Consider the following 14,684-nt stretch of genomic DNA (forward strand, 5'->3'; position numbering starts at 1 on the left):
ACGACCCGGCGCCAACGGGCATCAGGCGGGACGACCCGCTCGTTCTAGGCGTTGAGACATGACACCATCGATCGACACCCGAGATGCCGAAAAGGCAGCCCTGATCGCCGCCCGCCGCCAGCGTTATGAGGAACTCAAGGCCGCCGGCGACGCGGTGACCCCGCGCGTCCTGCCCGCCCCCACCGCCCGCGACGGCGCCCCCATCGCCCCGGAAACAATCCGCCACACCGAAACCATTCCCGGCGGCTGGTACTGGACCAAGGTGATCCGCCGCGGCGAGGGCCTGCGCCTTCTCAACACCGCCGGCAATCCGGGCGTTTCGGTGTTCGCCTGGAGCCTTGCGGACCCCTCCGAGCGCTATAACAGCGCCGACACGGTGAAGGTCCAGTGGACCGCCGACATCCGCAAGGGGCGGGTGCTGCTCTCGGACATGGGCCGCGTGCTGTTCTCCATCGTCGAGGACACCTGCTGCGCTCACGACCCCATCATGGGTGGTTCCACCCCCGCCTCGAACCTTGCGAAATATGGCGACGCGGCCCTTCGCAACACGCGCGAGAACATGTGGCTCGCCGCCGCCAAGCATGGCCTGGGCCCGCGTGATGTGGCCCCGGTCATCACCTTCTTCGCGCCGGTCTCGTTCGTGGACCACAAGCCCGTGTGGCGCGACGGCATCGTTCAGAAGGGCGATTTCGTGGACCTCAGGGCCGAGCTCGACCTCATCGTGGCGGTCTCCAACTGCCCCCATCCGCTGGCGCCCGACACCAGCTTCGCCCCTGAGCCCATCGAGGCGATCGTCTTCCAGCTCTCCGAGCCCGCGACCGACGATTTGTGCCGCACCGCCACCGCCGAAGCCAAGCGTGGCTTCGAGAACAACGCCACCTGGCTTGAGGCCTGAGGGAGGGGACGATGACCAACGCTCAAACCATGACCACCCCCTTCTTCGCCGCCCCCGTGCTGGACGAGGCCAAGGCCGTTTATGATTTCACCGTGCCCGCCAACCGGCCATGGTCCAAGGTGATCCAGAAGGGTCAGATCCTGCGCATCGTGGATCTCAAGGGCTGCCAGGCGGTGGATACCCTCGTCTATGACGCCCACGACACGTCCGAGCGCTATTCGGCCCAGGACACCATCCTCACCCAGGGCGCGCCCTATGTGACCACCGGCACGAAGCTCATGTCGAACTTCGGTAATGTGCTGGCCGTGGTGGTGGGCGATAGCTGCGGGCGGCACGACACCTCGGCGGGCGCCTGCTCGTGCGAGGCGAATACGGTGCGCTTCGGCCACCACACCCGCTACATGCACGCCTGCCGCGAGAACTTCGTGATGGCCGCAGCCGCCCACGGCATGACGAAGCGAGACATCGTGCCCAACATCAACTTCTTCATGAACGTGCCCATTGAGAGCGACGGCAAGCTTGCCATCGTGGATGGCGTCTCCGCGCCCGGCGACCATGTGGACCTGCTCGCCGCCCGCGACATGCTGGTTCTCATCTCCAACTGCCCGCAGGTGAACAATCCCTGCAACGATTTCGACCCGACGCCCATCCGCGTCCTGGTGTTCGATCCGACCGTGGCCTGACGGATAAAGGTGAGCGCCATGTTCAAGAAGGTTCTCATCGCCAATCGGGGCGAGATCGCCGGGCGTGTGATCCGCACGCTCCGCAAGATGAACATTCAATCGGTGGCGGTCTATTCCGACGCAGATCGCTTCACCGCGCCTGTTCTTGCCGCCGACGAGGCCATTCATGTGGGCCCCGACGCGGCCAAGGACAGCTATCTGAAGGCCGATGCCATCCTTGCCGCCTGCAAGGCGACGGGCGCTGAGGCGGTGCATCCCGGCTACGGCTTTCTGTCGGAAAACGCCGCCTTCGCCGAGCGGCTGAAGGCGGAAGGCATCGCCTTCATCGGCCCGCGCCCGGAGCATTTGCGCGACTTCGGCCTGAAGCACACGGCGCGCGACATCGCGCGGGCCGCCGGGGTGCCGCTGCTGCCCGGCTCCGGCCTCCTGGACGATGCGGATGCGGCGGTCGCGGCCGCCCATGAGGTGGGCTATCCGGTGATGCTGAAGAGCACCGCCGGCGGTGGCGGCATCGGCATGCAGCTCTGCGCCAATGAGGAGGAGCTGCGCACGAAGTTCGCCAATGTCCAGCGCATGGGCAAGGCCAGCTTCGGCGATGCGCGGGTGTATCTGGAACGCTTCGTCGCCACCGCCCGCCATGTGGAGGTGCAGATCTTTGGCCTGGGCGATGGCCGGGTGCTGACGCTGGGCGAGCGCGATTGCTCGCTCCAGCGCCGCAACCAGAAGGTCCTGGAGGAAACCCCGCCTCCCGGCCTCACCCTGGAGCAGCGCGCGCGCCTTGCGGAGGCAGCCCGCAAGCTGGGCGAGGCCGTCTCCTATGAAAGCGCCGGCACGGTGGAATTCATCTGGGACGTGGCCCGCCAGGACTTCTATTTTCTTGAGGTGAACACGCGCCTCCAAGTCGAGCATCCGGTGACGGAAGAAGTGTTCGGCGTGGATCTCGTGGAATGGATGATCCGCCAGGCGGCAGGCGAATTCACCCCGCCCCAGAGCCTCGCCCCCAAGGGTGCGGCCATTGAGGCGCGCATCTATGCGGAGAACCCGCAGGCGGACTTCCGCCCCTCCACCGGCCGCGTGACGTCACTCACCTTCCCCGGAGGCGCACGGGTGGATGGCTGGATCGAGCGCGGCAGCGAGGTGACCGCCCATTACGACCCCATGCTCGCCAAGCTCATCGTCCACGGCACGGACCGGGCCGATGCGGTGGCTAAGCTCCAGGCCGCGCTGAAGGCGGCGCGCATCTACGGCCTTGAGACCAATCTCGATTATCTCGGTGCCGTCACGGCGGGCGAAGCCTTCGTGTCGGGCGAGGTGGCGACCAGCGTGCTGAAGGATTTCGCCTTCCAGCCCCGCGCCATCGAGGTGCTGAACCCCGGCGCCCAGACCAGCGTGCAGGACGTGCCCGGCCGCATCGGCCTGTGGGACGTGGGCATTCCCCCGTCCGGCCCCATGGATGCGCGTTCCCACCGCCTCGCCAACGTGCTGGTGGGCAATCCGGAAGGCGCGGCGGCGCTGGAATGCACCGTCACCGGCCCCACCTTGCGCTTCCATCGCGATGCGGTCATCGCCCTCACCGGCGCCGACATGGGCGCTAGGATCGAAGGCCAGAGCGTGCCGCGCTTCGAGCCGGTGGAGATCAAGGCGGGCGAAACCTTGTCGCTGAAGGCCGTCAGCGGTCCCGGCCAGCGGGCTTATCTGGCGGTGGCGGGCGGGCTCGACGTGCCCGACTTCATGGGCTCGAAGGCGACGTTCGGCCTCGGCGGCTTCGGCGGCCACGCCACGGGGACGCTGCGCGCCGGCGATGTGCTGAAGCTGGGCGATGCCCCCACCACGCCCGCCCGCAAGGCTGCGCCAGACGAGATTCCGGCCCTCACCAATGAGTGGTCTCTCACCGTGCGGTCCGGTCCCCATGGCGCACCGGACTTCTTCCAGGTGGAGGACATTTCCGACCTCTTCACCCACCGCTATGAGGTGCATTTCAACAGCGCCCGCACCGGTGTGCGGCTCATGGGCCCGCAGCCCCGCTGGGCCCGCACCGATGGCGGCGAGGCGGGCCTGCACCCCTCCAACATCCACGACAACGCCTATGCGGTGGGCGCCCTCGACTTCACCGGCGACATGCCCATCATCCTGGGACCCGATGGTCCCAGCCTTGGCGGGTTCGTGTGCCCCGTGGTGGTGGCCAACGAGGACCTGTGGAAGGTGGGCCAGCTCAAGCCCGGCGACGGCGTGCGTTTCGTCTGCGCCGACGGCTATGTGGCGGAAAGCCCGCGCATCACCGCACCCACTGTGCTGCCGGCCGCCGAGGGGCTGACCCAAAGCCCGATCCTCGGCTCCATTCCCGATGGCGAGGTGCCGGTGGTCTATCGCCGCGCGGGCGATGCCTATCTGCTGGTGGAATACGGCCCCATGGTGCTCGACATCGCCTTGCGCCTGCGCGTGGGGCTGCTGGCGAAGGCCATCCGCGCCGCCAACCTGCCGGGCATCGTCGACCTGACCCCGGGCATCCGCTCGCTGCAGATCCATTTCGATCCCGACCGCATGTCCGGCGCCAAGCTCACGGCGGCGCTGGCGGAGCTGGAAGCGAGCCTGCCCCATGGCGAGGATGTCACCGTGCCCTCGCGCATCGTGCATCTGCCCTTGTCCTGGAACGACCCGTCCGTCCAGCTCGCCATGCGCAAGTATCAGGAGCTGGTGCGGCCAGATGCGCCCTGGTGCCCGTCCAATATCGAGTTCATCCGCCGCATCAATGGCCTGAACTCCATCGAGGACGTGCATCGCATCGTGTTCGAGGCGGATTATCTGGTGCTGGGCCTGGGCGACGTCTATCTGGGTGCACCGGTGGCGACCCCGCTCGATCCGCGCCACCGCCTCGTCACCACCAAGTACAATCCGGCCCGCACCTGGACCCCCGAAAACGCGGTGGGCATCGGCGGCGCCTATCTGTGCGTCTATGGCATGGAGGGGCCGGGCGGCTACCAGCTCTTCGGCCGCACGGTGCAGATGTGGAATTCCTGGCGCACCACGCGGGAATTCCCGGAAGGCCACCCCCACCTGCTGCGCTTCTTCGACCGCATCAAGTTCTATCCGGTCGATGAAAAGGAGCTGGCCGAGGCGCGCGCGGCCTTCCCCCATGGCCGCTATCCGCTGAAAATCGAGGAGACCCACTTCTCGTGGCGCGAGCACGCGCAATTCCTCAGTGAAAACAAAGCGGAGATCGACACCTTCCAGGCCCACCGCCAGGCCGCCTTCGAGGCGGAACGGGCGGACTGGAAGGCTCGCGGGCTCGACAGCTTCGTGGCCGAGGATGCCCTGGTGCTGGCGGCCGGCGAGGAAGAGCCCCTGCCGTCCGGCGCCACGGCGGTTGCCGCCCACATGACCGGCACGGTCTGGAAGGTGGTGGTGGAGGAAGGTGCGGTGGTAAAGGCGGGAGAGCCCATCGCCATCCTCGAATCCATGAAGATGGAGATGGAAGTTCTCGCCCCGGCTTCCGGTCGCCTTGTGGAAGTGCGATGCAAGCCGGGCCGCACCGTGCGCGCCGGCGACGTGATCGCCGTCATGGAGGAGAGTGCCTGATGCTGCCGGACATGCTCGATATCTCGACCCTGAAGGCAGGCTATGGGGCCGGCACCTTCACCCCCCTCGACGTGATCGAGGAGGTGATCCGCCGTCTCCATCAGGCCACCGACCCCGCCATCTGGATCTCGCGCTTCTCCGATGACGAGTTGCGCGCCGCCGCGCGGGCGCTCATGGCCGAGGGTGGGCGCGAAGCGCGCCCGCTGTGGGGCATGCCCTTCGCGGTGAAGGACAATATCGACGTGAAGGGGCTGGCCACCACCGCCGCCTGCCCCGCCTTCGCCTATGAGCCGGCGCGTGACGCCGTGGTGGTCGAGCGCCTGAAGGCGGCGGGCGCGCTGGTCATCGGCAAGACCAATCTCGACCAGTTCGCCACCGGCCTCAACGGCACCCGCTCGCCCTATGGCGCGCCGCGCAGCGTGTTCAATGCCGACTATATCTCCGGCGGTTCCTCCTCCGGCTCGGCTGTGGCGGTGGCCTCGGGGCTGGTGGCCTTCTCGCTGGGCACCGACACGGCGGGCTCGGGCCGCGTGCCGGCGGCGTTCAACAATCTGGTGGGCGTGAAGCCCACCAAGGGCCTGGTGCCGAACACCGGGCTCGTGCCCGCATGCCGCAGCCTCGACTGCATCTCCGTCTTCGGCGTCACCACCGGGGATGCAACGCTGGTGCGCCAGATGATGGAAGGCGCGGACGAAGGCGACGCCTATTCCCGCGCCAGCGCCGCCCGTCCCCTGCCGCTCACGGGCTTCCGCTTCGGAGTGCTCGCGGGCAAGGAACGCTTCTTCGACGGCGACAAGGAGGCCGAGGCCCTCTACGACACCTCCATTGCGCGCCTCACGGCGCTGGGCGGCACCGCCGTTCCCATCAATTACGCGCCGTTCCGCGACTGCGCGAACCTGCTCTATGGCGGCCCCTGGGTGGCCGAGCGCCTCGCGGCCATCGAGAACTTCTTCGATGGCCACGCGCAGGAGATGGACCCCACCGTGCGCACCATCGTCGGCGGCGGGCGCAAGTTCTCGGCCGTGGATGCCTTCTGCGGCGCCTATGCGCTGGAAGCCTATCGCAAGGCCACCGACGGCGAATGGGCGAAGATGGACGTGCTGCTGCTGCCCACCGCGCCGCGCATCACCACGGTGGCCGACATGCAGGCCGAACCCATCGCCCTCAATTCCATGCTCGGGCGCTACACCAATTTCGTGAACCTGCTGGACTGCTGCGGCGTCGCCGTGCCCGCCGGCTTCCGCGCCGATGGGCTGCCGGTGGGCGTGACGCTCATCGCCCCCGCTTTCTGCGATGATGCCCTGGCGGTGCTGGCGGACCGGCTGCACCGCGCCGCCGCCAAGGACACCCCTTGCGGCCTTGGGCGCGATCGCGGCGCCGCGCTGCCGGAGGCCGCCCGGCTTGCCCCCTCCACCGATGGGCTGGTGCCCCTGGTGGTCGTGGGCGCCCACCTGTCGGGCATGCCGCTCAATCCCGAGCTGACGCGGGCCGGCGGCGTGCTGCTGAAGGCCTGCCGCACCACGCCGGACTATCGCCTGCACGAACTGCCGGGTACGGTGCCGCCCAAGCCTGGACTGGTGCGCGAGCCGGGCTTTGCCGGCCCCGGCATCGAGGTGGAGGTGTGGGGGCTGCCGGCCGCCGCCTTCGGTGCGTTCGTGGCCGCCATTCCCGCCCCCTTGGGCATCGGCAAGATCTCGCTGGATGACGGCAGCGCCGCCAGCGGCTTCCTGTGCGAGGCCCACGCCATCGCCCAGGCCCGCGACATCACCAGCTTCGGCGGCTGGCGCGCTTGGCGCGCCCAAGGCAGCGCGGCATAGGTCGGATCAAGCTTCAGGGGGCATGCCCGCCACAAGGCTCGCCCCTTGGGCCACCACTGGCGCGTGGCTTGGGCCCCAGCATGGGCGTGCGGAATGGGCGCGCCTCACACCGCAGCCTCTCTCCCGCTTGCGGGGGGTGACTGGGGAAGCGCGTGAACGCAGGGACGAAAGCACGGCAAGAACTGAAAGGCACGGCCTCGGAAAGGCCGCGTGCTTTCAACGTCGACCATCTGACTACGGGGCGGCATCGGGGCCGCCTCCCCTCCCCGCAAGCGGGAGCGGGGACGAGACGCAAACCAAGCCTTGCGCGTTGAATCTCGATCCGGCCTTGCACACAGCGCCGGGACTGCATCCGCCGGATGGGTCCGATCCACAAAAGCAAAGGGGCCGCCCCCGCGACGGCCCCTTGCCCGCTCGATGCACGTCAGAAGAAGCGATCGAAGCGCACGCGGTCGGCGGGCAGCCCACCTTCGCGCACAAGCATCGTCTCCAGCGCCTGCATCATCGGAGGCGGGCCGGCGCAATAATAGTCGAAGCGATCCATGGTCCCCTCAAGCCAGGCCTGCGCCGCCTCGTGCACCATGCCGTGCGCGAGCCCGCGCACCATCTCCCCCGACACCACCGGCACATAAGTCAGGCGCGGCCCGAGACCGGTCAGCGCATCGAGACACGCCACATCCAGCACATCGGCGCCGGTGCGCCCGCCATGGAAGAAGATCACGCGCCTGGGCGATCCCTCCGCCGCCACGGCACGGGCAATGGAGACCATCGGCGCCAGGCCCGAGCCCCCCGCCAGGCACACCACGTCCCTTTCCCCCGGCCGCAGATGGGCCAGGCCGAACGGCCCGTCGAGCGTGACCTCGTCCACCGCCCCCTCGAACAGGCGCGTGGTCATGCGCCCGCCGGGCACACGGCGCACCATCACCTCGAACACCCCCGCCTCATTGGGCAGGTTGGCGAGGGAATAGGCGCGCTCCAGGCCATCGGACAAAGACAGCATCACATATTGCCCAGGCAGGAAACGCGCCGGCCCCTCGGCCCGGAAGCGGAAGCTGCGGATGTCGTGGGTGATGTCGTCGCTGCCGTCCAGCACCGCCTTGCACCGCACGGGAGAGATCAACGGCACGCAGGCCGGGTCCAGCCGCACCTTCACCGTGCAATCCCCACGCGCACGGCATTGGCAGGCCAGAACGCGCCCCTTGCGCCGGTCGCGATCGGAGAGGCCCGGCGCGTCGGGCCAAAGGTTCTCCACCTCGCCGGAGGTGACTTCCACCTTGCAGGTGCCACAGCCGCCGGCATTGCATTCGTAAGGCAGGCCGAGGCCCGCGCGCAGGCCGGCCCGCAACAGGGTGTCGTGGTCCGCGCAGTCGAAGGTGTCGCCGGTGTCGAGGGTGATCCGCGCCATGGCTCAGGCCACCAGCACAATGTCGCCGCCGCGCAGCTCGAAGCGATGGACCTTCAGGGGAATGGTGCACGGCGCCCCGCACGGCTTGCCGGTGGCGAGCTCAAACGCCCCCGAATGCCAGGGGCATTCCACCACCATGTCCTCCGCATCCAGCTCCCCTTCGGAAAGGGAGGCATCCCCATGGGTGCAGGTGTCGTCGGTGACGAAAAAATGCCCGCCGACGCGGAACACGGCCAGCGGCGCGCGGCCGTCCAATTCCACCTTCAGCGCCCCGCCTTCCGGCACGTCGGAAGCGCGGCAGAGCACGATGTCGTCCGTCAGGGTCTCGCTCATGCTTCGATCTCCGCCAGGGAAAGGCCCCGCCGCTCGGGCCCCAGGGTCAGATAGCCGCCATCCACCGACAGGGTGGTGCCGGTGATGAGGGAGGCGCGCGGCGACAGCAGAAACAGCACCGCCTCGGCCACCTCGTCCGGATCTCCGACCCGGCCGGTGATGTGCATGGGCGCGGCGATGCGATCCGCCTTCGCCCGGTCACCGCCGACCATGGCGGAGATGGGCGCGGACCAAGTCCAGCCCAGCGACACCGCGTTCACGCGGATGCCGTCGCCGGCAAGATCAAGGGCCTCCGAGCGCGTGACCTGCTCGATGGTGGCCTTGGTGGCGGGATAGACCCAGCGTCCCGCCTGGGCGATGTGCCCCGACACGCTGGTGAAGTTCACCACCGAGCCGCCGCCCTGGGCCGCCATGTGCGGTCGGCAGGCCTGAAGGAAGGCGATGCCCCCGAACACGTTCACATTGAACGCCGCCGCCCAGTCCGCCCGCGAGGAGGACGGCCCCTGGTCGATGTAGCAGGCGGCCGCATTCACCAAGGCGTCGATACGTCCGAAGCGCTCCACGCAGGTGGCGACCGTGGCCGCGATGGCGCCATCATCCCCCACGTCGGTGCGGACGAAGAGCCCGGCGGCGCCGAGCTCCGTCACCACCCGCGCGCCACCCTCCGCGTCGATATCGGCGATGACGACGCGGGCGCCCGCCTCCACCAGCTTGCGCGCCACAGCGGCGCCGATGAGGGTGGCGCCGCCGGTGACGATGGCCACCTTGCCCGACAAATCAGCCATGGCTCGCCTCCTGAAGGCTCGGCCAGCTTCGGAGCGCCCCGTTGCAGAACACAAGGGGCTGGGCTCCGGCGCCGCGCCGGTGCGCAACCACCCGGCCGATGAGAATGATGTGGTCGCCGCCCTCCACCACCTCGTGCCGCGCGCACTCGAACGTGGCGAGGCAGCCCGGCAACAGCGGCGCGCCGCCCGCGCCCGCATCGAGATCGAGCCCCGCGAACCGGTCCGCGCCCGGGCGGGCGAAGCGGTTGCACAGTTCTTCCTGGGCGGCGGAAAGCACATTGATCGCGAAATGCGTCGCGCCCCGGAACAGGGACAGGCGCGGCGAAGTCTTGGCCAGGCTCCACAGCACCAAGGGCGGATCCAGGGAGACCGAGGCGAAGGAGTTCACCGTCAGCCCCACCTTCTCACCCTCCGGCGCCAGCGTGGTCACCACGCACACGCCGGTGGCGTAGAGGGAGAGGGAACGGCGCAAGGCGCGCCGCTCCGCTTCCACGGTCTCGGACGCAGCGTCGAGCGACACCATCTCACGCGACATGGGCCACCTTCGACGCCACATAACGCTTGGCCGCGTCGAGGTCGGCGATGGCCGGCCAGAAGCGGGTGGGATCGTTGAAGTTACCGCAGAACTCGTCGGCGATGGCCGGCACCTTGGAGGCGGCGCCGAGGATTTCCATCACCGCCGGCGTGGGCGGCACCAGCAGGCCATTGGTGAACCCGCAGGTATATTGCCCGGAGGTCTCCCAGAAGCCGTTGAACAGGCTTTCCATCCAGTCGCGGTCGAACGGCTTGTCGCCCCGCTCCAGAATGGCGGCGAGATAGGCCTTCACCATACGATTGGCATTGTTGGCGCCCTGCCCGGCGATGGGATCGTTGAGCACCACCGCGTCGCCGATGCCGAACACGATATTGCCCGAGGGCAGCACGCCCACCGGCTTGCGGGTGACGGGCGTGAACGAGCCCTTCAGCCACGCATTAGCGTCGGTCAGCTCCATGTCGTCGGGCACGTGCTCGGCCTGGTCGGGGGTGAGGCGCTTCACCACCTCACGCACGGTGGCCAGCATCTCCGCGCCGTCCTTCACGTCCTGGAACACATCCATGGGGCCGCCGGGCACGGCCTCGAAGAGGAAGGAGCGGCACTCGCCCTTGGTGTGCGTATAGAAGGGCAGCGAGAAGTATTCGCCCGCCCCCGCAATGAAGTTGAAGCGCAGCGGACGGAACGGGATCTCGCGCCATGGCCGGTCACCGGTGAGGTTCGACCCCGTCACCAGCACGGCGGCGAGATTGCGCGGCGGCACCTTGTGGGGCGAGCGGGCCTCGTCGCGCTCAAACAGGGCCGTGATTGCGCCCTTGCCGGCGGCGACGATGGTAAGGTCGTTCTCGGCCGAGATGCGCTCCAGGTCGGCGATGGTGATGGCCTGGATGACGAGCCGCCCGCCACGCCGGGAGAATTCGTTCATCCAGCGGTGGAACTTGGTGCGCACGTCCAGCGCCTGGCCATGATTGACGCCGAGCCGCCCCTGCACGGACAGGCCCACGGTGCCGTCCGGCCCGCGGAAGTCCACATGGATGCCCTCGCCATAGGGGCCGACGTCTTCCCAGAAATTCAGGCACAGATCGCGCTCGATCTTCAGCGAGCTTTCGAACAGGAAGGCCGTGGTGGCGAGGCGCGAATGCAGCACCTGCTCTGCCGTGCGGTCCGAATAGATGGTGACGTCGTAGCCTTTGTCGATCAGGCCGAAGCCGAGCAGCAGGCCGGCCTGCCCGCCGCCGATGATGGCGATCTTGCGCATGGGATGTTCCTTGAAATCTGGAAGGTCACGGCCGGGTCTTGAAGCCCGGCTCGTGGGGGCTGATGAGGGGCAGATCGAGGGTGACGTGGCAGAAGCGCCAGCCGTCGGGCGCGCGCTTGAGGCGCGTGTCGTAGGTGCCGCCCAGGAAGTGGGCCACCGCCTCGTCGCCGGGCTGGTCCTTGATCTTGGAGAGCTCCCACAGCCACCAGCGGCAGCGGGCGCCCTCCCCGTCCTCGTCGATGTCAATCACCGGCGAGGTCATGTAATGCAGCGTCCAGACGATGGTTTCGCGGCCGATGCGGGCGAGCTCGCTCACGATCAGCTCGCGGCCCTGGAAGCGGCCGAAGCCGGCCGCCTCCCACACCGCATCCCCGGTGTACAATCCGGCGAAGATCTCCGGATCGTTCCGCCGGTCGGCGCCGAGGGCATAGAGCCCGACGAGCCTGCGGATCTCCTCCAGGCTTTCGAGCCGCGCCAAGCGGCGCTCCAGCCCATCGGTACCGCCCATCGCGGTGCTCATGCCGGGATCTGGCCGTGCTCGGCGACGAAGCGGGCCTCGTCGAACGAGTGCGGCACCTTCGGATCGCCGCGATAGAGCTCCACGTGGGGCGCCACCTCGGCCATGGACAGGGCCATCCAGAACACCGGCTTGGCCTCCGGCGCGATCTGACCAAGGGGGAATTGATCCACATATTCCAGGATCTTGGGCAGCGCGGGCAGCATCGCCTCGTAGAATTCCTTCAGCTCCACCTTGGTGGAGCTGATGCGCTTGTGCTGCCGCTCATCCTGGGTGGACAGCGCCCAGGCGGCGAAGGGGGCGAGGCCCTGGAAATCCGCGGGAAGGGTCGTGGTCATCGCGTCATCCTCACTCGGCGGCGGTCATGAAGTGTTCAAGGGCGTGGTAGCCGTGGCGGATGAGCACCTCGTCATCCTGCAGGTGCATCACGGTCTTGGCGCCGGATTCGAGGGCGTCCTGGGTATCCTCCATGGTGGCGGTATCTTCCAGCCACGCATTGCGCTGGAGCACCTGGGAGAATTCCTGCGCCCACACTTCCGAGTTGGTCTTCGGCATGGGCAAGTAATACTTACCTTCCCACCGCGTCTTGTTGTGGGCGAGCGGCCAGAACTGGTGGGTGAACCAGATGCCTTCCGAGACATGCAGCAGCAGGTTCGGGAACAGCACCGACAGCTCGAAGGAGAAATCGGGGCGGCGATCCGGGTTCACGCTCGGCGGCAGCATGGAGGCGCCGCGATTGGTGACCAGCGAGGCGCCGGTGATGGAGTTGGCGAGCTTGGCCACGGGCTTGGGCTCGGCATCCATGGACAGGCACACCGCCGTGGTGCGGTGGGGGCCGAACAGCTGCACGTTCTGAAGGCCCGAGGAGAACACGTTCGGGAACGAACCGGCGTGGATGGTGGCCACGTGATAGGCTTCCGCGAAGGCGTCGTGGGCGACCTTCCAGTTGCAGTTCAGAACCGTGTTGTAGGCATAGCACTTGCCCATCTTCTCATAGGGGAAGTCGCCGAGATGCCGGCCGATGCCGCCCAGGAAATCGGTGAGGCTCTCCTTGCCCTCCGCGTCGAGATTGACGAACACGAAGCCGGCCCACACCTCAGTGCGCACGGGGGTCAGGCCATTTTCGCCGCGATGGAAGCAGGAGTGGAACTTCTCCTCCTCCGGCACGGAGACCAGTTCGCCCTTGGCGTCATAGACCCAGCCGTGGAAGCGGCAGGTGACCACCGCCGCCTTGCTGGAGCCGAAGGTTTCGTCGCCGGTCTCCACCACCACCTTGTTGCCCCGGTGGGAGCACACATTGTGGAAGCCGCGAACGGTACCGTCCTTGCCGCGGATGAGGATGATGGAGGTGTGGGCGAAGGCCAGCTTCTTCACCTTGAAGTCGCCGGCCTTGGGCATTTCCTCCACCCGCGCCACCTTCAGCCAGGCCTTCTTGAACACCTTCTCCATCTCGGCGTCGAAGAAAGCGGGGGAGACGCAGGGTTCCACCGGGATGGGGCCGGTGCCGAGCTCGGGAAAGGCCGAAGCCCACTTCTGCTGGGTGTCAGACATGGATGTGCTCCTCAAAGTCCGTATTGGGCGCGCACGAGATGGGCGATGCCGAGCCGTTCCAGGATCGACATGGGGCAGAGGAAGGTGACGCGCACCACGCCCGGCAGACGGCTGATCTCGATGGAGCCGGTGATGGTGGCCCGGTTCAGGATCTCGTCGTAGGGCAGGCCCGTGATGGCGGCGGCGCGCTCCAGGCCGTTCTTGGTGGCATCATTGAGGTTGGCGGCGGAGCCGATGAAGGTGATGGGGCCGTTCTCCTCCACCTCCATCTGGCCGTAGCGGGCGCCGAGCGCCTTCACGGCAGCCTTCTGGGCGCCGGTCATGGGGCGTGCCATGGGCGGCAGGTCGTCGGGGCGCTGGAGCAGGATGGGGCCATCGATGCCAAGGCCCTTGATGACCTCCACCTCGACCTCGGTCTCGCCCGAGACGTCGGTGGCGTGGCCGGCGATCTCGCCATTGCCCTGCTGGGCGTGCATGTCGCCCATATAGATGCCGGCGCCCTTCACCTTCACCGGGCAGATGAGGATGGCCCCCTCGCGCACCGAATTGGTGTCCATGTGGCCATCGGTCTTGGCGGCGGCCAGGGCCTCGGCGGTCAGCGCGTATTTGTGCGGCGCGCCCACCAGGAAGGAGCCGAAATCGCCCGCATTGTGGGAGTCCGGAATGTCGGCCGAAGGAGTCGAGCCGATATTGCCGAGGAAGGGCTGCATGTGGGCCGCAAGGCCCGCAATGTCCGCATGGGCAAGGCTGAGGATGGAATGCTGCTCCGCCGCCGCCGGCAGGGCCGAGAACGCGCTCGCCTCGCCGGCCAGCTTCGCCGCCACGTCCTTGCTGACGGTGAGGCTCACGCCCGCCTCGCGGTCCAGCACGATCACATAGCCATTGGCGACACGGAACGCATTCACCTCGGAGCCGCAGACGTCGCAGTGAATGGCCTCGTCGCCGATGCCTTCCACGTGGCTCGGCGGGCTCATGGTGCCGCACACCGGGCAGAGCTTGGCCACGAAGGGGTCACCCTGATAACGCCCCTCCACAAACTCCATCACGCCCGAGGCGGTGGCGAGCGAGGTGACCTGCATCCTGCGGATCTTGATGGCCACCGCGTCGCCCACCTCGGCGCCCTCCACGGCCACCGGCTGGGTCACCTCATGACCACCCTGGAATTTGGGGGTGATCATGGGCCCCCAGCAGCCCGGAGGCGTGCCGGTGCGGATGGTGCCGCCATCGGCCACCGGGCCGAGCATGGGAACCGACGGACCGACGATGCCGCCGGAATAGGAAAACACATCGATGACGGGCACAGCCGGCATGATCTTGAACTCCGAAAAATGT

Annotated in this window: 13 protein-coding genes; 4 read left to right on the top strand and 9 right to left on the bottom strand. The window is 67.9% G+C overall.

Annotated features, from left to right (window positions below; genetic code table 11):
• Positions 1-58: 58 nt before the first annotated feature.
• From L0966_RS16250 to atzF, 4 genes are read left to right on the top strand one after another with little or no spacing between them, the layout of a single operon-like run.
• Complete coding sequence (locus tag L0966_RS16250) at positions 59-895, top strand: urea amidolyase associated protein UAAP1 (protein WP_234053009.1); 837 nt, start codon at positions 59-61, stop codon at positions 893-895.
• 29 nt (positions 896-924) lie between these two features.
• Positions 925-1,578 (top strand): urea amidolyase associated protein UAAP2, encoded by a 654-nt coding sequence (locus L0966_RS16255; RefSeq protein ID WP_234053083.1) that lies wholly within the window; start codon positions 925-927, stop codon positions 1,576-1,578.
• An 18-nt stretch (positions 1,579-1,596) separates the two neighbouring features.
• The gene (uca, locus tag L0966_RS16260; protein WP_234053010.1) at positions 1,597-5,154 is read left to right on the top strand and encodes an urea carboxylase; all 3,558 of its coding nucleotides are present in this window, start codon (positions 1,597-1,599) and stop codon (positions 5,152-5,154) included.
• Entirely contained in the window at positions 5,154-6,971 is a 1,818-nt protein-coding gene (gene atzF / locus L0966_RS16265) for an allophanate hydrolase (RefSeq protein ID WP_234053011.1), read from the top strand. The genes uca and atzF overlap by 1 nt, the downstream gene beginning before the upstream one ends.
• 424 nt (positions 6,972-7,395) lie before the next feature.
• Here atzF and L0966_RS16270 read toward each other — a convergent pair whose 3' ends face one another.
• The 9 genes from L0966_RS16270 to L0966_RS16310 are packed head-to-tail and all read right to left on the bottom strand — an operon-like array spanning position 7,396 to position 14,662.
• A complete protein-coding gene (locus L0966_RS16270) occupies positions 7,396-8,376 on the bottom strand; it encodes a 2Fe-2S iron-sulfur cluster binding domain-containing protein (RefSeq protein ID WP_234053012.1) in 981 nt (326 codons plus the stop codon).
• 3 nt (positions 8,377-8,379) lie between these two features.
• Positions 8,380-8,709, bottom strand: a complete 330-nt coding sequence (locus tag L0966_RS16275) for a non-heme iron oxygenase ferredoxin subunit (protein WP_234053013.1) — start codon at positions 8,707-8,709, stop codon at positions 8,380-8,382.
• On the bottom strand, positions 8,706-9,494 hold the full coding sequence (locus L0966_RS16280) for an SDR family oxidoreductase (RefSeq protein WP_234053014.1): 789 nt from the start codon (positions 9,492-9,494) through the stop codon (positions 8,706-8,708). The genes L0966_RS16275 and L0966_RS16280 overlap by 4 nt, the downstream gene beginning before the upstream one ends.
• Positions 9,487-10,029, bottom strand: coding sequence for a flavin reductase family protein (locus L0966_RS16285; protein WP_234053015.1), 543 nt, complete (start codon positions 10,027-10,029; stop codon positions 9,487-9,489). The genes L0966_RS16280 and L0966_RS16285 overlap by 8 nt, the downstream gene beginning before the upstream one ends.
• A complete protein-coding gene (locus L0966_RS16290) occupies positions 10,019-11,284 on the bottom strand; it encodes a styrene monooxygenase/indole monooxygenase family protein (RefSeq protein ID WP_234053016.1) in 1,266 nt (421 codons plus the stop codon). Before L0966_RS16290 ends, L0966_RS16285 begins: the two co-directional genes overlap by 11 nt.
• A gap of 25 nt (positions 11,285-11,309) precedes the next feature.
• The gene (locus L0966_RS16295; RefSeq protein WP_234053017.1) at positions 11,310-11,804 is read right to left on the bottom strand and encodes a nuclear transport factor 2 family protein; all 495 of its coding nucleotides are present in this window, start codon (positions 11,802-11,804) and stop codon (positions 11,310-11,312) included.
• Complete coding sequence (locus L0966_RS16300) at positions 11,801-12,139, bottom strand: hypothetical protein (RefSeq protein ID WP_234053018.1); 339 nt, start codon at positions 12,137-12,139, stop codon at positions 11,801-11,803. The genes L0966_RS16295 and L0966_RS16300 overlap by 4 nt, the downstream gene beginning before the upstream one ends.
• Positions 12,140-12,149: 10 nt before the next feature.
• Positions 12,150-13,352, bottom strand: coding sequence for an SRPBCC family protein (locus L0966_RS16305; RefSeq protein WP_234053019.1), 1,203 nt, complete (start codon positions 13,350-13,352; stop codon positions 12,150-12,152).
• Between the two features lie 11 nt (positions 13,353-13,363).
• Positions 13,364-14,662 carry an acetamidase/formamidase family protein gene (locus tag L0966_RS16310; protein ID WP_234053020.1) on the bottom strand — a complete coding sequence of 433 codons (1,299 nt, stop codon included), beginning with the start codon at positions 14,660-14,662 and terminating at the stop codon, positions 13,364-13,366.
• Positions 14,663-14,684 lie beyond the last annotated feature (22 nt).

It is taken from the genome of Xanthobacter sp. NM-59, from assembly GCF_021401125.1.
Classification (GTDB): domain Bacteria; phylum Pseudomonadota; class Alphaproteobacteria; order Rhizobiales; family Xanthobacteraceae; genus Xanthobacter.